At 57.1% G+C, this 26059-nt stretch carries 19 protein-coding genes; 12 read left to right on the plus strand and 7 right to left on the minus strand.

The annotated features are described in order from the left end of the window. Positions 1-4: 4 nt before the first annotated feature. Positions 5-349 (minus strand): MTH1187 family thiamine-binding protein, encoded by a 345-nt coding sequence (locus tag ABD890_RS21205; RefSeq protein WP_345094321.1) that lies wholly within the window; start codon positions 347-349, stop codon positions 5-7. A 196-nt stretch (positions 350-545) separates the two neighbouring features. On the opposite strand from ABD890_RS21205, the gene ABD890_RS21210 reads away from it, so the two are divergent. From ABD890_RS21210 to tsaD, 3 genes are all read left to right on the plus strand, one after another. Further along, positions 546-1676 carry a DUF1207 domain-containing protein gene (locus tag ABD890_RS21210; protein ID WP_345094323.1) on the plus strand — a complete coding sequence of 377 codons (1131 nt, stop codon included), beginning with the start codon at positions 546-548 and terminating at the stop codon, positions 1674-1676. A 135-nt stretch (positions 1677-1811) separates the two neighbouring features. After that, the gene (locus tag ABD890_RS21215; protein WP_345094325.1) at positions 1812-3155 is read left to right on the plus strand and encodes a S41 family peptidase; all 1344 of its coding nucleotides are present in this window, start codon (positions 1812-1814) and stop codon (positions 3153-3155) included. 16 nt (positions 3156-3171) lie between these two features. Continuing rightward, complete coding sequence (gene tsaD, locus ABD890_RS21220; RefSeq protein WP_345094327.1) at positions 3172-4194, plus strand: tRNA (adenosine(37)-N6)-threonylcarbamoyltransferase complex transferase subunit TsaD; 1023 nt, start codon at positions 3172-3174, stop codon at positions 4192-4194. A 56-nt stretch (positions 4195-4250) separates the two neighbouring features. Here tsaD and ABD890_RS21225 read toward each other — a convergent pair whose 3' ends face one another. After that, positions 4251-8171, minus strand: coding sequence for a hypothetical protein (locus ABD890_RS21225; protein ID WP_345094329.1), 3921 nt, complete (start codon positions 8169-8171; stop codon positions 4251-4253). 368 nt (positions 8172-8539) lie between these two features. Beyond that, positions 8540-9499 carry a hypothetical protein gene (locus ABD890_RS21230; RefSeq protein ID WP_345094331.1) on the minus strand — a complete coding sequence of 320 codons (960 nt, stop codon included), beginning with the start codon at positions 9497-9499 and terminating at the stop codon, positions 8540-8542. A 332-nt stretch (positions 9500-9831) separates the two neighbouring features. Here ABD890_RS21230 and ABD890_RS21235 point away from each other — a divergent pair, with 332 nt between their 5' ends. The 3 genes from ABD890_RS21235 to ABD890_RS21245 all read left to right on the plus strand — a co-directional run bounded on the left by ABD890_RS21235 (position 9832) and on the right by ABD890_RS21245 (position 13504). Continuing rightward, entirely contained in the window at positions 9832-11766 is a 1935-nt protein-coding gene (locus ABD890_RS21235; protein WP_345094332.1) for an SLC13 family permease, read from the plus strand. A gap of 372 nt (positions 11767-12138) precedes the next feature. Further along, the gene (locus ABD890_RS21240) at positions 12139-13050 is read left to right on the plus strand and encodes a DUF1559 family PulG-like putative transporter (protein ID WP_345094334.1); all 912 of its coding nucleotides are present in this window, start codon (positions 12139-12141) and stop codon (positions 13048-13050) included. Positions 13051-13078: 28 nt separating this feature from the next. Then, a complete protein-coding gene (locus tag ABD890_RS21245) occupies positions 13079-13504 on the plus strand; it encodes a carboxypeptidase regulatory-like domain-containing protein (RefSeq protein ID WP_345094336.1) in 426 nt (141 codons plus the stop codon). On the opposite strand, the gene ABD890_RS21250 is transcribed toward ABD890_RS21245, so the two are convergent. Continuing rightward, the gene (locus ABD890_RS21250; protein ID WP_345094337.1) at positions 13501-13932 is read right to left on the minus strand and encodes a VOC family protein; all 432 of its coding nucleotides are present in this window, start codon (positions 13930-13932) and stop codon (positions 13501-13503) included. The genes ABD890_RS21245 and ABD890_RS21250 overlap by 4 nt on opposite strands. A 196-nt stretch (positions 13933-14128) precedes the next feature. Here ABD890_RS21250 and ABD890_RS21255 point away from each other — a divergent pair, with 196 nt between their 5' ends. The 5 genes from ABD890_RS21255 to ABD890_RS21275 all read left to right on the plus strand — a co-directional run bounded on the left by ABD890_RS21255 (position 14129) and on the right by ABD890_RS21275 (position 21017). After that, positions 14129-17140 carry a VWA domain-containing protein gene (locus ABD890_RS21255; protein WP_345094339.1) on the plus strand — a complete coding sequence of 1004 codons (3012 nt, stop codon included), beginning with the start codon at positions 14129-14131 and terminating at the stop codon, positions 17138-17140. 227 nt (positions 17141-17367) lie between these two features. Then, positions 17368-18489: a prenyltransferase/squalene oxidase repeat-containing protein gene (locus tag ABD890_RS21260; RefSeq protein WP_373356474.1), complete on the plus strand. Its 1122-nt coding sequence runs from the start codon at positions 17368-17370 to the stop codon at positions 18487-18489. Between the two features lie 63 nt (positions 18490-18552). Next, entirely contained in the window at positions 18553-19389 is an 837-nt protein-coding gene (locus ABD890_RS21265; protein WP_345094341.1) for a hypothetical protein, read from the plus strand. A gap of 201 nt (positions 19390-19590) precedes the next feature. Then, complete coding sequence (locus tag ABD890_RS21270) at positions 19591-20523, plus strand: DUF1559 family PulG-like putative transporter (RefSeq protein WP_345094343.1); 933 nt, start codon at positions 19591-19593, stop codon at positions 20521-20523. A 74-nt stretch (positions 20524-20597) separates the two neighbouring features. Next, positions 20598-21017, plus strand: coding sequence for a hypothetical protein (locus ABD890_RS21275; protein ID WP_345094345.1), 420 nt, complete (start codon positions 20598-20600; stop codon positions 21015-21017). 1 nt (position 21018) lies between these two features. Here the strand turns inward: ABD890_RS21275 and ABD890_RS21280 are convergent, their stop codons facing one another. Then, positions 21019-22362, minus strand: a complete 1344-nt coding sequence (locus tag ABD890_RS21280; RefSeq protein ID WP_345094347.1) for an HD domain-containing protein — start codon at positions 22360-22362, stop codon at positions 21019-21021. 199 nt (positions 22363-22561) lie between these two features. On the opposite strand from ABD890_RS21280, the gene aspS reads away from it, so the two are divergent. Next, positions 22562-24346: an aspartate--tRNA ligase gene (gene aspS, locus ABD890_RS21285; protein ID WP_345094349.1), complete on the plus strand. Its 1785-nt coding sequence runs from the start codon at positions 22562-22564 to the stop codon at positions 24344-24346. Positions 24347-24358: 12 nt separating this feature from the next. Here the strand turns inward: aspS and ABD890_RS21290 are convergent, their stop codons facing one another. Together ABD890_RS21290 and ABD890_RS21295 are read right to left on the minus strand one after the other, a co-directional pair. Further along, positions 24359-24829 carry a hypothetical protein gene (locus ABD890_RS21290; protein WP_345094351.1) on the minus strand — a complete coding sequence of 157 codons (471 nt, stop codon included), beginning with the start codon at positions 24827-24829 and terminating at the stop codon, positions 24359-24361. Positions 24830-24856: 27 nt separating this feature from the next. Next, positions 24857-25903, minus strand: coding sequence for a DUF1559 family PulG-like putative transporter (locus tag ABD890_RS21295; protein ID WP_345094352.1), 1047 nt, complete (start codon positions 25901-25903; stop codon positions 24857-24859). Positions 25904-26059: the final 156 nt, after the last annotated feature.

The raw sequence follows: 26059 nt of genomic DNA on the forward strand, positions 1-26059 counted from the left end.
TTCTCTAAGGAGCTTTCTGATCAGGTCCAGCATCGGAATCGACCGTCTTCAAAGGGACATCCACCTTGGTCAACACGCTGCTGACCTTCGACTCGAGTCTTCCCTGGTAACCTTTGCGATAGTCTAGCTTGGCCGTGCAGGTCACGCGGTCGCAATCTTCGGCCATCGCTTCGAGACAATCCTTCAGAACCGCTAGCACCTGCTCGATCTCGCCTTCGATGATCGTTCCCATCGCATGTAAGCGGTAATCGAGGCCGCTAGCGGCAATGATTCTCAGGCTTCGAGCCACATATTCGCTAACAGAATCCCCTTTATTCAGCGGGGACATACTGAATTCCAACAGAACCATCTCAACCTTTCTCGTGCCTTAAAATACCGGCAATGGCTAATAGTTCACCTATGCACTATTTTGATAAAAACTGATATTGGGTCCGACTACCGACGTCGCTACACTTCGCCATCATCTTCGGTGCCCGATTATGCCGATAAGCATGATTATCGTGGATGTAACAAACAAAACGCTATCAGGTACTCCCCGCCTTGCGATGATACGACACGTTTGGACTGCTGCCCTGGTTCTCGTTGGTTGTTTAGCACTGCCGTTCACGGCGAGTGCCCAGACAGGCATGGGTTGGCCAGATCCAGCTAATATGTTCCCAGGTCAACGGCCACAACATCAACAGCCGATCCTGGATTTTCCGACCGACGAACCTTTGCCCGGCATGGCGGATGTTCGCGCGGTGAACTACCAGAGTCCGCTCGGTCAGCCATCGTTCCAAAACGATCTGACCGTCATGAGCCCGAGCGATCAAGTCGAGTGGATCGAACCCGACTACAATAACTCTCCGGTTCATTCGTATCGCGAACCGATCTACGACCGACCGCTAACGAACGTTCCAAACGATGAGCCTTACGAATGGACCATGCTTCCTAAGGGGATGGTCTATAAATCGTACCTTGCTGGCCCGAAAGAATCTCGTCTGGCCGCCCACCTGATGAAGATCACCGACGACAACTGGATGCTCGATGGCACCCTTGGTGGCCGCTTCGGTGTGATGCGATATGGTCGCGACTCGACGTTCCTTTCCGACGGTATCCAGTGGGATGTCGAAGGTGCGGCCCAGGTTCGTCTCGACATCCCGGAAGACGTCGACGTTCGTTCGGTCGACTTTCGCGCCGGTACGCAGCTTACCTGGAGCTATGCTTCCAACCCACGACATCGTTCGCGTTTTGGCTATTATCACCTCAGTTCGCACTTGGGTGACGAGTTCTTACTGAAGAACCCGACGTATCCTCGCCTGAACTACGCCCACGATGTGATCATTTTCGGTCACTCCTACTACTTCACCTCGCGACTGCGCGTTTATGGCGAAGTGGGCTGGGCCTTCTACAATCTGGAATCGGATCCATGGGAATTCCAGTTCGGTATCGAATGGGCTCCGAACGAAAAGACTGGCTTCTGGGGTGAACCGTTCCTGGCGATCGGCACCCACTTGCGAGAAGAAGTGAACTACGGTGGTAGCTTCGTCGTGCAGACCGGTTGGGCCTGGGTTGGGGACATTCCTGGCCGCACGCTCCGTATCGGCTTGCATTACCACAACGGCGACAGCACCCAGAATTCGTTCTACGACAACTGGGAACAGCAGATTGGTTTCGGTATCTGGTACGACTTCTAATCGTCTCCAGTTCCGATCCTTCAATTGCCGCGGATTTCTGGGGGTTCTATAATTTCCCCAGACCCTATCCTCGCGTCGGTTACTAGCCGACGCTTCGAGGAACCTGAATCTTGCTCTTACGGAGGATCGATTTCCATGCCTTGGAAATATTCCGGTATCTACACATTCGTGCTGCTGTTGCTTGTTTCTCACACCTTGGCAGCCGCGGAAGTTACCCAGGGCGACGATCCCACCGATCCTGACAATATCTACGCGAATGTCGACGAAGAATACGTCGAGCTGATTCAACTGTTTGCGGACACCCTCGACCAAGTCGACCGTAATTACGTGAAAGACGTGGATCGACGCGAACTGATGGAAGCCGCCATTCGCGGGGTGATCTCGAAGCTCGATCCCTACTCGAATTACATCGCCCCGCAGGACCTGGAACAGTTCAAAACCGGCGTCGAAAGCGAATTTGGCGGTATCGGTATCCAGGTTTCGACCCGAGACGGCAACCTGGTGGTGACCAGCCCGCTGATCGATACCCCGGCCTACAAGGCTGGTATTATCGCCGGCGACCGCATCACCCATATCGAAGGGGAAAAGACCCAGGGGCTGTCGATCGACGATGCCATCAAGAAGCTGAAAGGCCCGGTCGGCACCACGGTGACGATGACCGTCTACCACCCCAGTACCTTCAGTAGCGAAGAGGTCACCGTCCAACGCGAGATCGTCCAGATCGAAACGGTTTTGGGTGACGAACGTCTAGAAGGTGGCGATTGGGACTACATGCTCGACCATGCCAACAAGATTGGTTATGTCCGCATTTCCGCCTTCAGCCGCCATACGGCCGACGACTTGCATCAGGCGATTACCCGTCTGCTGGACGATGGTATGAAGGCCCTGATACTCGATCTGCGATCCAACCCAGGTGGCCTGCTGACTTCGGCAGTCGAAATCTGCGATATGTTTATCGACGAAGGCAAGATCGTCAGCACCGAAGGGCGGAACTCGCCGAAGCGCGTCTGGACCGCCGAAAAAGAAGGAACGCTCCCTGATTTCCCCATGGTGGTGCTGATCGACCATTACAGTGCCAGTGCGAGCGAGATTTTGTCGGCTTGCCTGCAAGATCACCAGCGAGCCACTATCGTTGGCGAACGCAGTTGGGGCAAGGGAAGCGTCCAGAACATCATCGAGCTGGAAGAAGGAAAGAGCGCCCTAAAGCTCACGACAGCCGGCTACCAGCGACCAAGCGGTGAGAAAATCCATCGTTTTGAAGGGGACACCGAGAAAGACAAGTGGGGTGTCAGCCCCGACGATGGGATGGATGTGAGCATGTCGCGCGAGCAGAAAGTGGCTTACCTCTCCTACCGCCGCCGCCGAGATCAGGATACGATCATCCCACACCCGCCTGCCCCCCAAGAGGAGCTCTCGGAGATTGATCCGGTGCTGAGCAAGGGTCTCGAACACCTCAAGGCAGAGCTTTCTTCCTCCTGATCTGCACACCCAGCTGATGAAAATCCTTACGATCGAATCGACCTGCGACGAAACCGCCGCGGCCGTCATCACGGATGATCTGGAAGTCCTGTCCTCTGTCGTTGCCTCGCAGGATGAACTGCATCAGCGCTTCGCTGGCGTCGTCCCTGAGATCGCTGCCCGGGCTCACCTGGAACGCTGCCTGCCGGTGATCGACGAAGCGGTTCGTAAAGCAGGAATCGAGCTCAGCGATATCGACGCCGTGGCCGTGGCGAACATGCCTGGCCTGGCCGGTTCGCTGCTGGTGGGGGTCACCGCGGCCAAGTCATTGGCCTGGCTGCTCGATAAACCACTCGTTGGCATCAATCACCTGCAGGGACACATCTATGCCTGCCAGGTCGCTTTCAAGAAGCCGATCTTTCCTTGCATTGGCTTGATCATCAGTGGTGGCCACTCGACGATCTACCACTGCAAGAGTCCGTTTGACTTCGAACCGCTGGGGGGCACCATCGACGATGCCGCCGGCGAATCGTTCGACAAGGTCGCCTCGATGCTGGGCTTGCCCTACCCTGGCGGTCCTTCGCTGTCGAAGTGTGCCCTGAACGGCGATCCTAAGAAGTTCTCGTTTCCCCGTCCGTTTTTGAACGATCAGTCGCGTCTCGACTTCAGCTTTGCCGGCCTGAAAACGGCCGTCCGCTACGAGATCGCTGGCCCAGGTGCCGTCGACTTCAAATCGCTGGTAATCGATGACCAGCGAAAGGCAGACATCGCCGCGAGTTTCGAGCAGGCAGTGGTCGATTGCCTGGTGGGCAAGACAATGCTGGCGATGAAGAAAACCGGCATCGAGCGAATCTGTGTTGGCGGCGGTGTCGCGGCCAATCGTCGTTTCCGCACAGCCCTGGAAGAACAGGTAGCTGCCGCTGGAGGCGAACTGATGATCGCCCCGATGCACCTCTGCACCGACAACGCGGTATTGGGTGCGATCGCGATTGAAAAAATAAAAGCCGGGCTGGTGGACGATCTTTCGCTCGACGCGGTGCCCGGCTTGATTCGTTCGTAACACGGTCCGTTTGATTGAACGGACCGCGTTCTCTTTTTGCTTAAGCTTCTGACCGGTTAGTTGATACCGGTGTTGGTGCCCGTGGTACCAGTCGTACCGGTGTTCGTACCCGAGAAGGTGTACGAGGTCACTTCGCCGATCGCCGAGAACAACGGCGTACCGTTGAAGCGGACGTAACGACGGTCGGCCGAGATCACCGCGAATGCCGAGAAGTTCGTACCTTCTGGCAGGGTCGTGATCACCGGGCGGTAACCCACCGAGTTGCGAACACGGCGAACGAAGTCGTCCGAACCGTTGTTCACGCCGGTGACGTATTCTTCCGTGGCGGTCGAACCTTCCGAGGCAGAGCTGATCTTCGAGGCGACCAGTTCGCGGCCCATGGCAACTTGGGTTTCAACAGCAACTTTGACCTGCTGTTCGTCCAGGCTTTCGGTACGACGACCTTCTGGCACGGTGAAGGTGATGAAAGCACCATCCTTACCGAGATCCAACTGTTCACGTTCGTGACGCTGATCCTGGGTACCGTAGTTGGTGAAGATGTCGACCGTGATCTTGCCAGCGGTCACATCGCCCCAAACCTTACGGACCAGCATCTTGTAGTCACCCTTGAAACCCTTGGGCACCACGTAGACTTCGTAAGCACCGTCGGTGCCGGCATCGCCCAGCGACGAAGCTGCGTCACCCAGGAAGACACCGCCCGAGATGGTACGCGGGTTGTGCTGCGAGCAAACGCTGCCGCTCGGTTCTTCGACAATCAGATCGAGGTCCGATTCGCCCGACCAGGTCACCTTGACGATGGCATCGCGGACAAGGGCTTCACGGATTTGGTCGTTGAAAGCCTTCGCGTCGTCGCTGCGGTTTTCAGCCAGCAGACGCTGCAGTTCCGCCTTGGCGGTGGTGAACGCTTCGGTACGAATGTCGAGGCGATCCTTTGGCCATTCTTGCGACAGGATACCGACGCAAGCCCAGCGGATGGCTTCTTCATCTTCCAGACGCTTGGCCACAGCCAGCCCCATCGAGTATGGTTCGGGGCGAAGTGGTTCGATCTGGGCAACGTCCTGATAGAGCTTCAAGGCTCGGCTATCGAGACCCATCTTCGACATCAGCAGGGCGACCATCAGGCGATGGTTTGGACCGGTGGTGAAGTCGACGGCACTCATCAGCGAGCGTTCGATGTCGGCCTTCGGTGCGTGATCGAGTTCCATCGACAACGCCATGGCTTCGTACATCCAAGGCTGCAGGTAACCATAACGGAGCGACATTTGGATCATGTCGGTCACGTCGCCGTAACGCTTGGCAGCCATCGAACGGCGAATTTCGGTTCGCAGAGCAGCGGCTGGAATACCTTCTTCGTTCTGGAAAGCACGTTCCCAAGCTTGCAGACGGGTTTCGCCTTCGTTCACTTGCAGAACGTAAGGCTTGCCTTCTTCTTCCTGAGCCGACTGAGCGTCTTCTGCAGGAACTTGAGCTGGGGCAGCGTCTTCGATCTTCGAGACAGCCTTTTCGTCAGCAACTGCGAACACGCCGCCGTTGTTGCCGAAGTTACCGCCACCGTTGTTACCACCGTTACCGTTGTTGCCGAAACCGCCACCCTGGTTGGAGCCGGTACCGCCACCACCGAGCGTACCGAGCTGAACCGAAACTGGCAGCACCAGGTCGGCCACTGGATACACCTTGGTGATCAGTTCACTTTCGGCTTCTTCCGGAGTGGTGATCATCAACACTTCGTTGGCAACGATGTAGGTCAGGTCCAGTTCCTTCAGCATCAGACGCAGAGCGGAACGGAGCGAAATACCTTCGATGTTGCGGGTCACTGGAGTGTCGGTCGAGAGACCCACGTCTTCCAGGGCACGGTTGTCGATTTGAATTTCAATGCCGTGCAACTGCTTCAGGTAACCGACCACTTCTTCGAGAGGCGTGTCGATAAACTGAATCTTGGTTTCGGCATCCAGTTGCTGGAAGATCTTCTGTTCGGCGTTGCCAGTTGCGGCAAGGTCGACCGAACCGTACTTCTCTTTACGATAGTAGATCTCTTCCCAGAATTCGGCGTCTGGGTAGATGATCGGTGGTTCGTCTGGGAATGGAATCGACGACTTTTCCGATTCAAACAGCGTGTCGATCACGCGTTGATAACGAATTTCCTTCAGGGCGGTGTTCGCTTCGTAGTTACCAACCACTTCGGCAATCGAAACACCAGCAACGCCGGCCTGATTATTCGGGTTGATCGAACGAACTTCCTGGGCACCGATCATGGCTTCGGTGTATTTGCCTTCGTCCATTAGAGCGTCGAACATTTCCATGATCACGCGAGCACGTTCTTCCGAGCGAACCAGTTGTTCGGTCAGCGCGATACGTTCACGAGCGATCGCTTCGCGTTCGGCCTGTTCGGCACGGCGAGCTTCGACTTCCACTGCACGACCCGAAGCTTCACGGATCGCAGCAACGATCTGATTACGCAGACGAGTACGAGTATCTGGCGTCAGCTCTGGGCTGCGTTCGACTTTGTCCAACAGCAGCTTTAAACCGTCACGGGCCTGATCAGGATCGGTACGCATTTGTTCGCGAGCACGAGCCAGCGAGTTGGTGACGTCAACTTCGATGATTCGCGAGTTGAGAATCTGATCGGTCTGAACGTCGCGAAGGAAGTCACCGTCGTCGTCGCTTCCGAGCGAAAGCGAAGACGAAGCGTCATCCGAACCATCGTTCTGGAAGGCAACCAGTTGGAATGGGTTGCGACGGACGTTCGCAGCACCTTTGTTAACCGGAGCCTTTGGCTCGGCTGGCTGGGCGGCTTCTTGCTTGGCCTTTTCGGCAGCCTTCGAGACGGCCTGGGCGCGTGGGTGATTTGGATCAATTTCCATGGCGGCCTGGGCCAATCGAGCAGCCCCATCGACGTCGCCAGAGGCCAGAGCCTGGCTGCTCAGTCGAGCGTATTCTTCGGCCGATGCCATCAGGATCGAAGCCGTTTCACGCAAACCATCCGAGCCCAAGGTTGGCAAACGCAGACCATCGTCTTTACGAGCCAGTTCGAGCAGTTGTGGCAGGTAGGCCTGATCGTCGTCGGAAGCTTCTGGCTTGGCGGTCCAGCTATTCGCGAAAGCACCGCTCCCCTTCACTTCAACCGTGATAGGACCTTCGTTGTTGACAACGCCAACCACGATCGTGTCGCGATCACCACGCATGGGTGGGAACTGCTTTGGGAAGACTTCTTCGACGTTAGCCGAGTACTTAACCGTGGCTGGCCAGATGACTGGCGAGGTGGCACCAGCGGCCAGTTGAACACCAATTTGCTGAGCGACCACCGAACGACCGTCGATCAGCAGCATGCCGCCCGACTGGTTGGCCAGAACGGCCAGCGTTTCGATGTCACGTTGTGGACCAATCGCGAACGAGCTCAAAGCCACTTTGTTGTCGCGGAGCGTGGCGACCAGCTTCTCGAATTCTTCGTTCGACAGGAAGTTTGCGTGGCTGTTGCCATCGCCGATGTAAACCAGCGAGCGATTCAGCTTGCTTCCCTTGGTATAGGAAGCCACGGCGTCTTCGACCAGCGATGCCATGTCGGTCGCACCCAGCGGAGCTCGCTTTTCGAGCTGAGCGAAGGCGGCGTCGATTTCGCTACCCTGGGGAGCGACGAACCCCTTGGTCATCGGTACGGCCATCAGGTCGCCGGCGAACAATTGGACGCGGTTGTCGGCTGGCAGAGCGGCCATCATCGCTTTGGCGGCTTCGATCGAATCGGTGCGGTAAGGACCGGCCTGGCTGGCGGAGGTATCCACCATCACCACGATTTCCGATGGAAGGGCCTCAGGCTTCTCGTTGAGGGAGAGGCTCAGGGCGAAGTAGCGGGGCCCAGCAGCCTGCTGGTAAGTCGTTGCACGTGGGGCATCACCAGCAACTGCTGGCGCCACCATCAAAACGGCTAGCCCGATTGCCAAAAATGCCGAGAGACACTGCTCGAAGTGCTCACGCTTAGGCATAGTCGAAACTCCAAAATAGAAATCGTGAGAAGTGTTGTTCGATTGCGACTCTGTTCCGAAACAGCCGCAGATGGGCTGGCTACTGCATTCGGCTCCGAAAAGACGAAAGCCATGGCCGGATTAGGATATCCGCGCAGGGATTGCGGCCCACTTTGAACCCCAATTCTATTTCCCTGGTGCAATTACTGCCACCAAAAAACCATGATTCCACCTAAGTTTAGCTGGATTAACATTTTGAGAAAATAGATGAAAGGGGTCATTCCTGCAGACATCCCCTATTCGGGGAATTCCGCCGCTTCGGAAACGACTAAAGGGAGCCGGAGCTCCCTCGTCATAGCTATCATAAGTCACGGTTAGGACGGGACTTGCTAAAAACGGAACAATTCCGGAAGTTGCGAGACCCGATGAACAGGCAGAAGCTCGCTTTGTTTTAGCGAAGCAATCGAGAACGGAGCCGTCACGGTGCTCCAACCGGCCTGCACCGAGGCTGCCAGCGGACGAAAGTCAATTTCGCCCGCGAAAAGCGACCTAACATGTTCTCGCACAGCAAATTTGAATGCTTCCGGTACTTCTGGCGATGCGTTCTGCTCGGCGAGCATTACAGGATCGACTCGATTCGGGAGTATGTCGCTGTTCTCGTAGACGTAAACCACCGTCAGATCATCAGTTGCAAAGACGAACCAGTCATAAACCTCAGGCTCGAAATAGGCGTTGTATTCCGAATAACCGTAAGGATCGAGGGGGAAATCAGCGTCCTCCTGAGCGATCAGGGCCATAACTTCCTCGCCGGTATTGATCTGCGGCAGGTCTTCCAGCGAGACCTCGGCAACTGCCAGATCTCCGGTATTAATCGTAGGCAGGTCATCCAGGCAGATCTCTTGGATCGGGGCCAGCTCCCGCTCCGAGCTCACTTCGCAGGTTGCAACCTTCTTACCCAACAGACTTTGAGCGGCGAACTCAGCCCGGATGATCGATCGCAAATGCGACTTCACCGTCTCAGCAACACTCATATGTGCTGGGCTGGCCAGCAAATGTTCCCATTCAGCAATCATTTGCTGTGCTATATGCTGGGATGGAGCTTGTTCGGCGATAGCAACCGGTCGGGCGACCTCGGCCAAGGTATGATCCTGGACCATGCTCCAATCGATGGGCGGACGCTTCAAAGCCTCGGCAATTCGGAACTCAACCTCCGGATGGAAGTCTGGGTTCATCGTCACACGTACCAGGGGACGACTCACATAGTCCGACATTTCCGATGCTTTGGCACGGACTGTGCAAACGGTTGCCATGACGATGGCGATGAGGGTGGCAAACGTGCGACAACTCATGACTCTGTATCCTCCCAGAGATTATGCGATAGAACGTGACCTGAACCGTTAGGCAATCCATGCGTCACGTGTTTGGTGGGCAAGTTAGGTAGAATAGGATATCGACGTCTTCAAAATGAACCCATTAGCAGGTTTGAGTAAGACAGCGAAAATGCGTCTACCTGATGCCGTCACATTCCGTACCTTTTTTCACAGCCTCGATCCGCTCAAGCATCGCCGTCACCACTGCTGAGGGAAGGAATCCCTCCCCTTCGACCACCTTTCCCTAACGACCACACCCCACTTTCAAGCCATGATGGCAGGCCAGTTCCACTGGCGACCAACGAACACCTATGGAACTCTTGCAAGCTGCTCATCCTTGGATTGCCATCGGCACGACCGTGGCAGTATTTCTGGCGATCCAGTTTGCTCGACGGGTTCCGGTCGACCTGCTGTTTTTGCTTGCCTTGTGCGCCGTCACCCTGATGGGCCTGATCACTCCTACGGTGGCGATTAGCGGGTTCTCGAGTCGCGCGGTGATTGCCATCAGCGCGTTGCTGGTCGTCTCGGCGGGGCTTCGTAAGACAGGGGTTCTCGATTGGATCGGTTCGAAGATCCTGGGCAACGCGAACAACGAACGCTCGGCCCTGATGCGTTTGACGGGGCCGATTGTTGTTTCGGCCGCTTTTGTGCTGAACACCGCCCTGGTCGCCATGATGATGCCGGTCATTCTTGACTGGTGCCGTCAGCGCAACCTTTCCCCTTCCAAACTGCTGCTGCCGCTTAGCTACCTGACCATACTCGGCGGCGTCTGCACCTTGATTGGCACAAGCACCACGCTGGTGGTGAATGAGAAACTACGCGACAGCGTGGTAATCGTCGAATCGGAAATTGCTTCGCTCGAAACGCAGATTGCGAAAGCAACCGAGGAGCAACGTCCAGAACTTGAACTTCAGCTCGCCAAACGTCGCCAGGTTCTGCCGAACGTTCAGCCGATGGGCTTTTTCGAGATTAGCTGGATCGGTGTTCCTTGCGCCTTGGTTGGCAGTTTGTACATGCTGCTCATCGGGCAACGCTTCCTGCCTGGCAAGCAAGACATCATGGAACAACTCGGCGACCAGCAGCGCGAGTACCTCGTCGAAATGCAGGTCCAGCCTGATTGCCCATTGATTGATAAAACCGTCGAGGCTGCTGGTCTTCGTAATTTGCATGGCTTGTTTCTGATTGAAATCGATCGCGATGGCGACATTATTACGCCAGTCACCCCGCGCGACTTTGTCCGGTCGGGCGATCGCCTGGTGTTCACCGGACTGGTGAATACGATCGTCGATCTCGAGAAGATCCCTGGGCTGATCCCGGCGGCCGATCGAACGTACGAGTTCCATCCGCAGTCGCGTGTTCAACGACACTTGACCGAAGTGGTGCTCTCCCCTTCTTCGCCGCTAATTGGTACCACGGTCCGCAAAGCGAACTTCCGTCAGCTTTACAACGCCGCGGTTGTGGCCGTGCATCGCAATGGCCAGCGTTTGCCCAATAAGATCGGGAACATCGTGCTCGAAGTGGGGGACACGCTTCTCCTGCAAACCCGCAGCGACTTTATCGTCCAGCATCGCAACAATCGCGACTTCTATCTGGTGAGCAGTGTCGACGATGCCGAACCACGTCGTCACGATCGCGCGTTGCTCTCCGGCGGGCTGATGATCGTTCTGATCGCGTGGCTTTGCTTGACCAGTTTGTTCTCAGGCTTCGAGTTCGCCGGAGGCTTCGGCAGTCCGGCGATTGCCGCCATGACGATCGCGGCGCTGATGATCCTGACCCAGTGCTTGTCGGCGTCGGAAGCGCGAAGTGCCCTTGATATTCAAGTGATCGTGACCATCGCCGCCGCTCTTGGTTTGGGGAATGCTCTGTGGGAAAGTGGCGCGGCGCAGATGATCGCAGAAGCCCTGGTCTCTGCCGTCGGATCGAATCCGTGGGTACTGTTGATCGTGATTTATTTGATGACGGTGGTCTTTACCGAAACGATCACCAACACGGCGGTCGCCGCCCTGCTGCTCCCGATTGCCGTGGCCATAGGTCAGCAAGGCGATTTGAATCCTCGTCCTTTCATCATGGCGATCGCGATTGGGGCCTCGATGGCGTTCCTCACCCCGATCGGCTATCAGACCAACCTCATGGTGATGGGGCCTGGTGGTTACACGCCTCGAGACTATCTGAAGTCTGGTTTACCGCTGGCGGTGCTGATCGCGATCACCGCGATGACGCTGATCCCCCGCATCTGGTCGTTCTAAAACTTCGCCCCGGACGCCCACCTTCCTTTGGGCGGCCGCGGTTCGCTGGGACCGTAATCCGGAAATCCGCTCAGGCCGAGTAAATCTCGCTGATCACCTCCTACGGATTAACTCGTGGCGACGCCTGCCCTTCCCTCTGCGTAAGGGGGCGAGGCAGTCCATTAGTATGAGTAATCGATACTTTTATGGATTTTCCCTAGCTGATATCTCGAGTTGTTGTTACAAAAAAATGAGGAAGCGTAACCTCTCTGAGAATTCTTGTCCGCGGTCCGAACATCAGAGCTGCTTACTGATTCGCCCCATGAATCGCTCCCTACTCTTCATCATGCAGCCCTTGCGACCTCTATTCCAATTCATCCTCCGGAAGACGCTATGTATTCGAAGTCGAACCGCACCGGCTTTACGCTGGTGGAACTGCTTGTAGTTATTGCGATCATTGGTGTGTTGATCGCCCTGCTGTTACCGGCTGTGCAGCAAGCCCGGGAAGCGGCTCGCCGGATGTCGTGCTCGAACAATCAAAAGCAATTAGGCCTGGCACTGCACAATTATCACGACACCCACGGCACCTTCCCGCCGATGATCATCCTGCCCGATCCGGCCACCACACCCGCATGGGGCTGGAGTGCATTGGTTCTGCCAATGCTCGAGCAAGGCAACATCCACGAGTCGCTGCAGGTTGGGCGATTGTCGCTGACTGCTTCCGCCGCCACGACCGAAGGGCAGACGATTTTGAATCAAAGCCTCGATGCGTTTAAGTGTCCTTCGGATGCTCGATCGGTGGAAGCTTCGCCCCGTTCGGTCTCTGGTGTAGCCTTAGGCCTGTCGAGCTATCCTGGCGTCAACGGAATCGGCCCGCGCGCTTATTACCGCGATCAAGGCAACCAGGTCAACGCAGCCGGTATCTTCAACGAACGCAACAAAGGCTGTGGCTTCCGCGACATCACCGACGGCTCATCCAACACGATGATGATCGGGGAACGTCACTACAAACTTCCTTACAACACGAACGATACCTACACGCTGTGGGCCGGCACCACCAACGCCAGCATGCACGACAGCGGTTACTACGGTTCGATGGAAGTCGCCGGAACGACCGGCTATCCGATGAATGAAGTCGACGCCACCAACTGGCAGTTTCGACACTGGTTCAGCAGTCTTCACCCAGGCGGAGCGATGTTTGCTTTTGGCGATGGCAGCGTTCATTTCCTCAGTGAAACGATCGACCAGACCACCTACCGCAATTTGGCCAATCGTTACGACGGCCAGACGCTAGGCGAATACTAAACCCGACGAGCTATCAGGAGAATTGTTGATGAAAAGCGTTCGCATTCCCCTGCTCTTCAGCCTGGTAATTTTGTTGGGATGCTCGAGCGGAAAGCCGGACCTCGACTTTGGCGAGGTCCGCGGCACGGTGCTGTTGCAAGGCACACCGTTGCCCCACGCGACCGTCCGTTTTCAACCTTCCAGCGGCCGACCTTCGTACGGCAAGACGAACGAAGCAGGCGAGTTCACGCTGAAATTTATGGGGCGTGAATGGGGCGCGTTGGTGGGGGACCATCAGGTTGCGATCACCACTGAAGACCGCATTGAAGATCCCACCACCGGCGAGGCTCGCTGGCAGAAAGAAATCTTGCCAGCCAAATACAATACCGAGACCACGCTGACCGCTACGGTGGAACCTGGCGACAACGTGTTTCAGTTTGAACTGGAAGAGATGAAAAAAGGTGCCCGCCGTTAAGGAATCTGCAGGCTGCCATCTTCTTTGAACTCGAAAGCACCGTAGGCGACTTCCCACAGATAGCCGTCCAGGTCCGAAAAATAGCCGGAGTAACCACCCCAAAAGGTGTCTTGCCCCGGCTTTTCAATTTTCGCCCCAGCCTCTTCCGCAGCGGCCAAGACCTGATCGACCTCTTCCTTCGTGCGAACGTTATGAGCCAAAGTGATTCCGCCGAAACGAACCGGCGTACTTCCCTCGAACGACTCACCGACATCTTCGGCTAACTTGTCGAAGGGATACAAAGCCAAACAAGTTCCGTGGGTCTGGAAGAACACGACGCCCCGATCGCCGGTCCAGGTCGTCGGCAACCCGAGACCATCGCGATAAAACGCGAGCGAACGCGGCAAATCCTGCACACCCAACGTAATCAGACTGATTCGCGGTTCCATGATCCAAGGTTTCCTATCTGTCTAGATGCTTGCCATCGAGAAACGTGAAAAGACCACCCTAATGGCTCTATACGACGCAACGCAATCCGGGTTAACTTGGCCCGGCGGGTGGTCCGAAACTGGCCTTTTCTGAAGGTTCTGACATAGAATAGAGCTGCCGGCAACCATCGCGAGAAGCTCGTCCGAAAGAGAGTGCATGTTCGATTACCAGATTTCCGTAGAACGACCGATCTATCTGGTGCTGCTCGCTCTGTTACCGATCATGTGGTGGATCTCCTGGGATGGTCTCTCCCTGGGGAATCGCGTCCGCTGGACGATCTCGAACGCCCTGCGCAGTTTGCTGTGCCTTTTGATCATTGGCGCACTCGCCGAAGTCGAACTGGTTCAAACCAACGATCGTCTGACAGTCATCTACCTGGTCGATCGTTCGCTCAGCATTCCGCCCGATCGCTTGGAAGAAGTGGTCGATTACGTTCGCTCGACCGCCAACAACTTTCGCCAGCCGGTCCCAGACGATCGCGTCGGAGTGGTCAACTTCGGCGGCGACGCGGCAATTGAAATCCCACCCTGGTCGAGCGATCTCTTTCTGCGATCGCAGTCGGAATCGCGGATCGACCCTCAGCAGACGAATCTTGAGTCCGCCTTGAAGTTGGCGCAAGCCGCCTTTCCGATCGATGCCGCCAAACGCATCGTGATCGTGACCGACGGCAAGCAAACGATGGGAGACGCCTTGGCCGCCGCCCGATCGCTGAGCGAGGCCGGCATCGGGATCGATGTGGTTCCGGTCACCAAGCAGGCCCGGGCCGAGGTCTCGGTTGAAAAGATCACGACGCCGGCGACCAGCCGCGAAAAGTCTCCCTTTCAAGTTCAGGTAGTACTGAACAACGATCCCGGCAATCACTGGGACGCCGAGGCGAAAAAGAAGCCCGTCCCAGGGAAGCTTCGCGTGGTTCGCTCGGGCAATGGGAACGAGCAAGTCGTCGTCGAACAAGCGATCGAGTTGCCCCCTGGCATTCGCGTCTTCTCGTTCCAGGACCAACTTCCTGATGGTGGCTTCTACTCTTACCAGGCCGAGTTCACTCCGGATGCCGCCGGCCTGGATGGGTTTACGCAAAATAACCGAGCAACATCGTTCACCCACATCGAGTCGACCGGCCAGGTTCTGTTGATTGTCGATTCAACGCGTCCTGACGAGTTCGATGACTTCGCGAACATGCTGCGGGCCAACAACCTGAAGGTGACCATTCAGACCAGCGATCAGTTGTTCTCGAATCTGACCGACTTACAGCCTTACGATGTCGTGGTGCTCGGTAACGTCGCCCGTAGTAGTGGCGACTCGCAAGCGATCACCGCGTTCAGCGACGCTCAGATGCAGATCCTGGCGGATAACACTCGCAATTTGGGGGCCGGCCTGGTGATGCTGGGCGGCCCCGATAGCTTCGGCGCTGGCGGGTGGACCAACACGCCGATCGAAGAAGCGATGCCGCTCGACTTTCAGATCAAAGACGCCAAGGTTGTTCCGGTCGGCGCGTTGATGCTGGTGATGGACAAGTCAGGCTCGATGTCGGGCGAGAAACTGCACTGGTGCAAGGCAGCGGCCCGGGAAGCCCTGCGAGCACTCGGCCCGCGCGACTACATCGGCGTGACCAGTTTCGACTCGGTCACCAGCCGAACTGTTCCGCTGCAGGAAGCGAAGAACCGTCCTTTCGTCACGCAGCTTATCAGTCGCCTGACAGCCGATGGCGGCACGAACTTGTTTCCGGCGATGGAAGATGCATTCCGCCAGATGCAAAGCAACGAAGCCGCCGTCAAACATATGATCGTGCTGACCGACGGACAGACCCCTGCGGCAGACTTTGGCAACTTGACGCAACAGATCCGCAAGAGTGGCATCACCGTTTCCACCGTGGCGGTTGGTGCCGACGCCGACGTCGCCCTCCTCAACCGCGTCGCCGGCATCGGATCGGGCAAGTTCTATCGAGTAACCTCCCCCAAGGCGATTCCACGCATCTTCATGCAAGAGGCCCGTCGTGTGGCTCGGCCGCTCGTGTTCGAAAAGCCGGAAGGCATGGTGGCCGAAATCGTCGATCAGCATGAAATCCTGAAAGGCTTCGGTGGCAGCCTCCCAGCGTTCTCGGGCTACGTGATGACGACACCGAAAGACAGTCCGCTCGTTGATGTGCCGATCATCGCTCCTGAACCAGGCGGGCAAACCAACGCCCTTCTGGCAACATGGCAGTATGGTATTGGCCGATCGGTCTGCTGGACCTCCGACGTGGGGCAACGCTGGACAACCAATTGGACCGGCTGGGAAGGTCACGACAAACTGCTGCTGCAAATCATTCGCTGGAGCATGCGAAGCACGAGTCAGGCCAAGAACTATTTAGTCGCGACCGAGGTCAACGGTCAGCGGGTGAAGCTGATCTTGAACGCCCTGGACGACGACGGCAACTTCGTGAACTTCGCTTCGCCGCAGCTCAATGGCGTCGGCCCGAAGTCCGAGATGATCGCCGCTGGTTTCCAGCAAGTGGCACCAGGGCGATACGAAGCGGAATTTGAAGCCGAAAACGCGGGCCCGCACTTCCTGGCGGTTTCTCCCGAAGCAGGCAAGTCGCCGGTTCGCATCGGGATCAACGTGCAGAACGCTCAAGAGTTCCGCGACCGCAGCGACAACTTGCCAATGCTCAGCCGACTCGCCGCACTGACGCCGCCCGGTGGCAAGCCAGGCGAAGTCTTCAATCTGGATATGACGCCGGAGCAGTTGGCCAACATCGAGACGACCCCGTTCCGTCACGACCTTCCCAAAGCAAGCAGTCAAAGTCCTATCTGGTTTTTGATTCTGGTCACTTCGGCAGCGCTGTTTGTTGTCGACATTGCCAATCGCCGCGTGCTGTGGGGATTCGCCTGGGCGAACTCGTTGTGGGCGCGTCTGCTGCATCGACCACAACCAGAAGCCCCCGTCGTCGAGTCGCTGAATCGCTTGAAGGCGAAGAAAGAAAACCTCAGTCGCGAGTGGCTCAACACCTTCGAATCGCAAGTCGTCGACGAAACGCCAGCGGCTATGACCACCGAAGATGCACCGACCGATGTGGCAGCCTCGACCGCGGCCACATCGAAGCCAGAGTTGGGCACCGCAGATGAGAAGGGGTATCTCGATCGACTTTTAGACGCCAAACGTCAGACGCGTCGTAAGGACGAAAACGATTAAGCCGGTCCGCCCTGTCGGTTGCCACGACACGCCTGTCGTCCGGCGCGACATTCAGCCCAAGCCGCATCCAGATAACGTTCGCCTGGCTACGGTGTTAAACGTATGGTTGCGTAGCAACACCTAGCTGGCACGTCCTTTGCAAGCAAACTAAACGCGCATTTGCAGGCAACATCCGAGGAGAGATCGTCGTGAAATTCCCCCGTCGTACCTTGTTGATCACTTCCCCCATTTTGCTTCTGGTATTTACGACGTTGGCCACCGCGGCCGACAGTCCGATTTCGAGCGATGCCCAAAAGAAGCTGGACGAGATCGTCACCAAGGGCATTCAATATCTCGAAAAGAACGGTCAGGCTGCCGATGGCACCTTCACCATTAAAGCCGGGCCTGGGCTAACCGCCCTGGCGATCACCGGTGCCCTGCGAAACGGCAAGACGGTCGACGATCCGGTCGTGGCCAAAGGCTTGAAGGCCCTCGAAGGCTTCGTAAAGCCTGATGGTGGTATCTATGGCAATGGTCGCCTCCGCAACTACGAAACCTGCGTCGCGATGCTTTGCTTCAAAGAAGCCAATAAAGATGGTCGCTACAACGAAACCTTGAAGAAGGCTCGAGCCTTTGTCACCGGTCTGCAGTATGGCGACGGCGAAATACCCAAGGATGACGTTTGGTTCGGCGGCGTAGGCTACGGTGGTGCTGGTCGCCCTGACCTATCGAACACCGGCTTCCTGATCGAAGCCTTGATCGACACCGGTAGCGAAGCGGACGACGAAGCGATTCAACGTGCGCTCGTGTTTGTTTCCCGCTGCCAGAACCTGGAAAGCAAGTTCAACACGACCGAATTCGCCGGCAAAGTGAACGATGGCGGTTTCATCTACGAGATCCCCCGCGAAAAAATCGATCCTTCGACTTCGCCAGAACGTTACACCGAAAATGGCGGCATCCGTAGCTACGGTTCGATGACCTACGCCGGTCTGAAGAGCATGATCTACGCAGGTCTGACCAAGGACGACCCTCGCGTCAAAGCAGCGTCGGAATGGGCCAGCAAGAACTACAGCGTTCAAGAAAACCCAGGCATGGGTAGCGCTGGCTTGTTCTACTACTATCACACCTTCGCCGCTGGGCTCGGTACCGCTGGTATCGCCGAAGTGACCGATGCCGAAGGCAACAAGCACAACTGGCGCGAAGACCTGATCTTCGAGCTGGCCAAGCGTCAAAATGAAGATGGTTCGTGGGCCAACGAAAACCGTCGTTGGTTTGAAGACGATAAAAACCTCGCAACCGCCTTCGCCTTGATGGCGTTGTCGTACTGCGATGCCGACGTCGCCGCCGCTCCCGCTGCCGACGCGAAGTAAGTCAAATCTCCGTGCGGCCGACGGGACTCGCTCCGGTCGGCCTGGCGGATTTGGATTTCTGGAATGCACTCCCCCAACCCATCGCCGCCGATTTCCGCTGAAGAAGATCGGCATGCGGCTCAGCGAACCTGGCTGAGTCTTCTGCATGTGGGGCGACATCCTTTAGTGATCTGGCTGCTGAACGCCGCCGTGCTGATCTCGCTGGCCGGATGGATCATCTACGATGCTCGTGTCACCGCGACCTGGAATCAGTTGGAATTCGACCTTGGTCTGACGTCCGACGTCGCCGCCCAGGACGATACGGCCAATTGGCTGCTCGTCCGCAGCAAAGTGGTTGTGCTGGCCACGATCGTCACGCTATCGATCATCAGCTTCGTGGTGATGGCGCTGGGCATGGTTGCCGGAAGCCGCGGCTACCGAACCTTGGCCTCGATGATGGTCGTTTTGTCGCTTACTTGCTGCTGGCTGGCTTTAGTCAGCAACTGGGAAGAGATGGTTTGGACTGGCCGCCGTCTGCGGATCGATACCCATATCGCGGCGTTCGAGCCGATTGTCGAATCGCTGCGGCAAGATTGGCCCAGTCAGGATGGCGACAGGGAAGAGCTAGGGCCGTTTATGGCGTACCCAGCCGATAAGCCGATGACGCTTCTGCTGCTGACCACGCCTCCGATCGCGGACGATGGCCCGACTTTCAGCAGTGTCGAAAAGAGCCCCAGCGGAGCCATTCGTTTTCAGCTTTCCGGCAACGAGCGTGGTGTTTGGCTCGAATGGCACCCGACCGACGATGTCCCTGCGTCGTTCATTGGCGGTTTGCAGGAACCGCACCATCTTCAACGGGCAATTTCGCTCGGCGATGGCTGGTATCTGGCTCGGTACCAGCAAGCCGCCGTTTCCTCCTAATCAACTCAGCGGCGGGGATGCGCCGTAAATACGAGGATTGCGGAGGTTATTCTTGCATGGCTCCTGGCAACTCGTTACCATGCAATCCTGAAAATTTTTTTCTCCGCATTTTTTTCTTTCCCGTTTCTCATCCGCAGTGATCGGTAGATCCTCTCTTCCTTTGATCCCCTCATCTTTTCTGCCGTTGCAAGGAGTCATGCCATGGTTCGGCGAGGTTTCACGTTGGTTGAGTTGCTTGTGGTGATCGCCATTATTGGCGTCTTGATTGCCTTGCTTTTGCCCGCCGTGCAACAGGCCCGTGAGTCGGCCCGACGCATGACCTGCACCAATAATTTGAAGCAGTGGGGCATCGCCATGCACAACTATCACGACACGATCAATGTACTGCCGTTTGGTGCGACCAACGACAGTAACGGCAAACGACATACGTGGGTTGTTAGTCTGTGGCCCTACATCGAACAAAACAATCTGGCGGAAGCTTACAACTACAACGAGCCGTTCTATAACTCTCCGAACATCATCCAAAACACGTTCGACGGCGTCACCGCCAAGCCGGTCGACATGTACTATTGCCCCAGCATGAATGGCGGTCGGATGAACACTTCCGACGCCTACTGGCGCTGCCGCGTTCATTACGCCGTGAACTATGGGAACGTCACCATTCCGCATGGCAGCCCGACCGGGATCGAAGGTCTGAAGGCGCCGTTCGGGTTCGATGGCGCCAGTGGTGCCTTAGGAGAAAAGCCTCGCACAAGTGACTTCTCCGGTTTCACCGATGGTCTTAGCAACACGATGCTGATGGCCGAACTGCGTGCCCACCCTGAAGATTCCGCCGCCGACCACCGGGGCGACTCGATCAACGACGACGCCGCAGGGGGTGGTTTCATGACCGTGCTGACGCCGAACTCTTCGGCAGCCGATGGCGTGTCGTCGTCTTGGTGTCTCGACAAGCCAGAGATCGGCCTGCCTTGTATCGGCGGTAACGAGCATCACGCGGCACGCAGCCTGCATCCTGGTGGTGTGCAAACGTTGATGGCGGATGGTTCGGTTCACTTCATTGCCGAAACGATCGCCCTCGACGTCTGGCGAGCTGCCGGATCGATGAACGGGAAAGAAACCTTGCCGCTGCCGTAATGACCAGCTGGTTTTCTCGTCGCATTTCTCCATCCATGTAGAACGCGCGGTTTCGCTTAAATGCAGGTAGAACCATGAAGACTCAACACCATCTGGCACTCTCGCTGGGCCTTGCTTTCGCCTTGCTGGCCACCGTTGGCTGTGGCGGCGGGCGGACCGATCTGATTCCGGTCCAAGGCAAAGTCATACTCGACAATCAGCCTCTTGCTAAGGGAAAGATCACCCTCGAAGCCACCGATGGTCGCGGCGGGGTGGAAGGGGGCGACATTATCAACGGCGAATATTCGCTGAAGACCACCGCCGGCAGCAAAGCGGTGAAGATCCACGCTGAAAAGGTCGTCGGTCAGAAAAAGACCTACAACACCGAAGACAGTGCGGTCGAAGATGTCGCCGTCGAAGCGATTCCACCTCGTTACAACCGCAACACCGAACTAGCGATCGAGGTTAGCACGACTGCGACCGAGCACAGCTTCGAGCTGACTTCCAAGAAGTAGCTTAGCCTGACTCGGGGAACATGCTGCGAACGGTCTCGATGAACAACGACTCGATGGAAGTGTCGCTCTGGATCGACTCTTCCAGGCGGGGATGGACGAAGATCCGCACCTTCTTCACGAAGTCGTCAAACTGCCGCTTGGCCAGCGTTTCGACCATCGGCGAAACGTCGCCCAGGCTTCGATACTTGCCTGACTTCTGGTCGAGGACGTCGATGTTGAATTGCACTTCTAACTTGACCGGCGGTGCGTCGATCAAGATCTCGTGCGGAGCAACGCGCCGCGAAAGATGCCGCGACAAAGCCGTCGCGAACTGATCGCTCAACTGCACCAGCCAGTCGTACGGCTGGTGGGCGATCTGATGAAACAGTTCTGGATGGTCGAACTGCGAGTACTCGAAGAACCGCTTATAAAGCCGCCGCATCGGTCCGAACAAACCATCCATCAAATCGCGGGCCGGCCCGTTGCCAGCCGCTTCCAGCATGGCCTCGATCATCGGGCGTTCGGTCAAACGAAACAGCGAGTCGAGTTCCAATTGAGGCCGCAGCATGAAGAACGCTCGCTGCAGCATCGCGGTCGCACTGCGCACGGCATGATGCCAATAGACTTCGCTGAACATCACATAGCGGGCAAACACCATCATCTCGGCGGCGGTGTGCCCCTTGCCGGTCAGCGCGAGCTTGTCGCCTGCCTCGCTGACGCACAAGCTGGCAATCAAACGCTGCTGGTCGAAGTTACGACCGTAAGGCACGCCGGCGTGCAGACTATCGCGTTGCAGGTAATCGAGCTTGTCGACGTCGATCGGCCCCGAGATGACGCTTTGCATCAGCTTCATTTTGCTGGTGCGTCCTTTCTCGGATAAGAAGCTGACCACGTCTCGCGGGTTGATTCCCCAGTCGTCGCGTAGGCAATCGGCGATTTCCCCTTCCAGCAGAAAGCTGTTGGCGAATAGTTCGTGCTGCGGAACGCCAGCCAGACGCATGTCTTCGATTGGATGGCAGAATGGCCAATGCCCCAGGTCGTGCAGCAACGCCGCCACGATCATCAGCTCGGCATCTTTCACCTCGATCACTTCGGTGAATGCCGGGACGTGGGCCAGACGCTGCAAATAAAGCAGCATCGTCCGGTAAACTCCCAGGCTGTGCTCGAACCGACTGTGATGGGCAGCCGGGAAAACGAGCGACACCAAACCCAACTGGCTGATATGCACCAGGCGGCGAAATTCGGCCGTATCGACCAAGTGGCGAACCCGCGGCGTCAGCGGGACGTCCTGATCGGGAGGGATACGAATCACGTCGGAACGTGATAGAAGGCCGACCACTTCGGGGATTTCAAGGAGTTCACTCATGAGCGCCGGTATACCCGAACCAGAGACCGGAGAAAAGGCGGTCCGGAGAATCGTTACGTTTTGCCAGATTAGATACCCTGCCCGATCGAATTCAGACCGGGTCTGAGCCCAATCTAGGCACTACGCCTTCGGCGGTCTAAAATACTCGATTTCCCCTTCACTTTTTGACGCTGTCCTACCATCTGCGAGGAACAGAACCTTGTATCGCACACACACTTGCGGCGAATTACGCAAATCCGACGTCGGCCAAACAGTCACCCTGGCTGGGTGGGTCGATACCTACCGCGACCATGGCGGCGGGTTGTTCGTCGATCTTCGCGACCGCTACGGCAAGACGCAGTTGGTGTTCAGCAGCGACAGTGGGGCCGAAACGCAGACGCTGTCTCGCTCGCTCCGCAACGAAGACGTGATCCAGGTCATCGGCAAGATCGAACCACGTCCCGATGGCACGGTGAACCCGAAGCTATCGACCGGCGAGATCGAACTGAAGGTCGAAAAGCTGACCATCTTGAACAAGTGCAAGACGCCACCGTTCTTCCCCAGTCAGCTCGACATGCCCGGCGAAGACCTTCGCTTGAAGCATCGCTATCTCGACCTGCGTCGTCAGCAAATGCAGCAAACGCTCTTGCTGCGTAGCAAGATCATCAAGCTGATGCGGGACTACTTCGAAGAACACAAGTTCATCGATGTCGAAACGCCGATCCTCGGCCGCAGCACGCCGGAAGGTGCACGCGATTACCTGGTGCCAAGCCGTGTGCACCATGGCGAGTTCTACGCATTGCCTCAGTCGCCACAGCTTTACAAGCAGATCCTGATGATGGCTGGTTACGACCGCTATGTTCAGGTCGCCCGCTGTTTCCGCGACGAAGACCTGCGAGCCGACCGCCAGCCCGAGTTCACGCAGCTCGACTTGGAAATGGCGTTCTGCGAAATGGACGACGTCATCGGTATCATCGATGGCCTGGTCGAGAAGGTCGCCAAGGAAGTTCTGGACATCGAAGTCAGCGGTCCGCTGCCACGCATGACCTATGACGAAGCCATGGAACGCTTCGGTCACGACGCCCCCGACCTGCGATTCGGTCTGGAAATCGTCGATGCGACCGACCTGGCTGCCGAAGCCGAGTTCCGCGTCTTCAAGGCGGTGGCTGACGCTGGCAATCGTGTCCGTGGTATTTGTGCCAAGGGTGCTGCCGACCAGTACTCGCGTCGCTTGATCGACGACATGACCTCGATGGTTCAAGACGACTTCGGCGCCAAGGGGCTTGCCTGGTTTAAGGTCGAAGCGGACGGCACGTTGGCCTCGCCGATCGCCAAGAACTTCACGCCAGAACTGCTGGCAAAGTTCAAGGAACGTTTCTCGGCCGAGCCGGGCGACTTGATCCTGATCGTGGCCGACAAGTTCGAGGTGACCTGCAAGGCTTTGTACGGTCTGCGCAAGAAGCTGGGTGCTGAACTGAAGTTGTACGATCCGGAAGCGATGCACTTCAGCTGGATCGTCGAGTTCCCGATGTTTGACTACGACGAAGAGGAAGGTCGCTGGGTTGCCATGCACCATCCTTTCACCGCTCCACGCCCGCAAGACCTCGAACTGCTCGACAGCGATCCGGGCAAGTGCCGTGCCCTGGCCTACGACCTGGTGATCAACGGCAGCGAAGCAGGTGGTGGAACGATTCGTATCCACGACAACGTCACCCAGCAAAAGGTGTTCGGCCTGCTGGGGATGAGCGAAGAAGACGCCAAAGAACGTTTCGGCTTCCTGCTGGAAGCGCTTCAGTTTGGTGCTCCTCCGCACGGCGGTATCGCTTTGGGTATCGACCGCTGGGTGATGCTGTTTGGTCACCTGGACAACATTCGCGACTGCATCGCGTTCCCCAAGACGCAGCGTGCTGCCGACTTGATGACCGACGCTCCGAGCACGGTCGATCGCAAGCAGTTAGAAGATCTGGCGATCCGGGTCTTGCGGCTCGACGAACTGAAGAAGTAGTCGCGACGCCGGCTAATCTTCCAGCTCGAAAGTAAACACGTTCTCACCGCCGTCGACCACTTCGGCGGTGAGTTCGCTGGTTTCCGCCTTGCTGTATTTCTTCGGCAGCAAGTGCGTTGGGCCTTGGCTCAACGAACGATTCATCGCGTTGACTCTCCGCGAGTATTCTTCCGGGCTGACCGTCTCCGGATCTGGTACGGACATCACTTCCAGTTTGCGAATCGCAACGCTGTAGGTCCCAGGGATCACGCCATCGCCTGGCTGATAGGTCCAAAGCTGGATTTCGCCGTTCTTATCGGTGTTGCCGACCGCCCCGCGAATCTCGGCATCGCCAAAGATCACGGTGGCCCGTTCGACGGGCTGACCTTGGTATTTCACGATGACCTTGGTCGGGACTCGCTTGGGCAGGTTCGGATCGTCCGAAGATGCGCAGCCGCTGGCTATGGTCGCCAGCAGCATCGCCAGCGGAATCATTCGATACATGATAAGGACTTCTTGTCGGTGGGAAGTTTAAGGAAGGGTTGCCGTTTCGCCGCCGTTGATCGAACCAAGAGCACCCCAAACTCCGTAAGGGCTGCGTCCGGTGGCGACTTCCGTTGAAGTGGGATCGCCGGCGTCGATCGTTTCTGCGATGAACTGCGTCGAACCATCGGCTCGACCGCAAACCACGCCGCCGGGATGAAAACTGCTGGGGGTCCAGATGCCCCAGCTACCGTCGGTATCGGCGACCGAACAGCGAGGTGAATTCGGTGGAAGCACAGTACTGAATCCCGTGAAGAAGACACGACCCTCAGCCCAGCGACTGCCTGGGGCTCGATGGACATACGATTCGGCCGTGACCGAAACCGCCGCGTCGATCTGACCATTCACGCCTCGAGCCGCCCAGCAGTCAGCCGGGCTCGAAGGACTGGCGTTGATGCCCGGCGTCACGGCGACGTTCCCTTTCATCGTTCGCGTTACCGAGTTCGGCCCGACCACCACTTCGCTTAAGGCGAGCGTGTTGCTCGCCCCATCCACCAGATCACGGAACGCCATGTTCACCTCGGGAGCAAACATCCCCCGCTTCGACGAGGTGGTCGTGTGGTTGTTGCGGATACTGTCGCCAACGCAGAAGTGATAGCTCCGCGGTTTCCGCCCATTTACGCCGGCTCGCGATTCGAGGTATGGATCGGACGGGCAAAACAGCTCGGAGATCGACGTGTTCTGCTCGGCCGGATTCCAGTCAGCGGTCCCGAATGGTGTGCTCGCCGATTTGGCTCGATCGTAAACGGCATTTTGCTCGATGTAGGGAAGGAGCGCGACAAAGCCACTGGGACGACTCGGCAGAACTTGCATCTGCTGTGCCGGGAAGGCTCCGAAACTGTCGTGATAGTTATGCATCGCCAGCCCGACCTGCTTCATGCGATTGGAGCATTGCATCCGTCGAGCCGACTCGCGAGCCTGCTGCACGGCCGGCAACAGCAAGGCAATCAAGACGCCAATGATGGCAATGACGACCAGCAACTCGACCAGCGTAAATGCCGGCCGGCGCATGCTACGGCGGGAAGGTCCAGACATAATCGCACTCTCGTATTCCAGGATGAGACGGATGGAAAAGCGGCGAGATCGAAGGGAGCAGGATGAGGGTGAATAGCGAGCTTCGCAGGTCGACAAAGCATTTATTGTTTATTCGTGTGTATTTCATTTGACACCGAGGGTCAAGAAATTTGCCGG

Origin of the sequence: Bremerella cremea (assembly GCF_039541315.1) — a bacterium.
Classification (GTDB): domain Bacteria; phylum Planctomycetota; class Planctomycetia; order Pirellulales; family Pirellulaceae; genus Bremerella; species Bremerella cremea.

Excerpts from the sequence above, each read along its gene's own strand:
- ABD890_RS21205 (WP_345094321.1), bottom strand. The coding sequence starts at position 349 with ATGGTTCTGTTGGAATTCAGTATGTCCCCGCTGAATAAAGGGGATTCT.
- ABD890_RS21210 (WP_345094323.1), top strand. The coding sequence starts at position 546 with ATGATACGACACGTTTGGACTGCTGCCCTGGTTCTCGTTGGTTGTTTA.
- ABD890_RS21215 (WP_345094325.1), top strand. The coding sequence starts at position 1,812 with ATGCCTTGGAAATATTCCGGTATCTACACATTCGTGCTGCTGTTGCTT.
- tsaD (WP_345094327.1), top strand. The coding sequence starts at position 3,172 with ATGAAAATCCTTACGATCGAATCGACCTGCGACGAAACCGCCGCGGCC.
- ABD890_RS21225 (WP_345094329.1), bottom strand. The coding sequence starts at position 8,171 with ATGCCTAAGCGTGAGCACTTCGAGCAGTGTCTCTCGGCATTTTTGGCA.
- ABD890_RS21230 (WP_345094331.1), bottom strand. The coding sequence starts at position 9,499 with ATGAGTTGTCGCACGTTTGCCACCCTCATCGCCATCGTCATGGCAACC.
- ABD890_RS21235 (WP_345094332.1), top strand. The coding sequence starts at position 9,832 with ATGGAACTCTTGCAAGCTGCTCATCCTTGGATTGCCATCGGCACGACC.
- ABD890_RS21240 (WP_345094334.1), top strand. The coding sequence starts at position 12,139 with ATGTATTCGAAGTCGAACCGCACCGGCTTTACGCTGGTGGAACTGCTT.
- ABD890_RS21245 (WP_345094336.1), top strand. The coding sequence starts at position 13,079 with ATGAAAAGCGTTCGCATTCCCCTGCTCTTCAGCCTGGTAATTTTGTTG.
- ABD890_RS21250 (WP_345094337.1), bottom strand. The coding sequence starts at position 13,932 with ATGGAACCGCGAATCAGTCTGATTACGTTGGGTGTGCAGGATTTGCCG.
- ABD890_RS21255 (WP_345094339.1), top strand. The coding sequence starts at position 14,129 with ATGTTCGATTACCAGATTTCCGTAGAACGACCGATCTATCTGGTGCTG.
- ABD890_RS21265 (WP_345094341.1), top strand. The coding sequence starts at position 18,553 with ATGCACTCCCCCAACCCATCGCCGCCGATTTCCGCTGAAGAAGATCGG.
- ABD890_RS21270 (WP_345094343.1), top strand. The coding sequence starts at position 19,591 with ATGGTTCGGCGAGGTTTCACGTTGGTTGAGTTGCTTGTGGTGATCGCC.
- ABD890_RS21275 (WP_345094345.1), top strand. The coding sequence starts at position 20,598 with ATGAAGACTCAACACCATCTGGCACTCTCGCTGGGCCTTGCTTTCGCC.
- ABD890_RS21280 (WP_345094347.1), bottom strand. The coding sequence starts at position 22,362 with ATGAGTGAACTCCTTGAAATCCCCGAAGTGGTCGGCCTTCTATCACGT.
- ABD890_RS21290 (WP_345094351.1), bottom strand. The coding sequence starts at position 24,829 with ATGTATCGAATGATTCCGCTGGCGATGCTGCTGGCGACCATAGCCAGC.
- ABD890_RS21295 (WP_345094352.1), bottom strand. The coding sequence starts at position 25,903 with ATGTCTGGACCTTCCCGCCGTAGCATGCGCCGGCCGGCATTTACGCTG.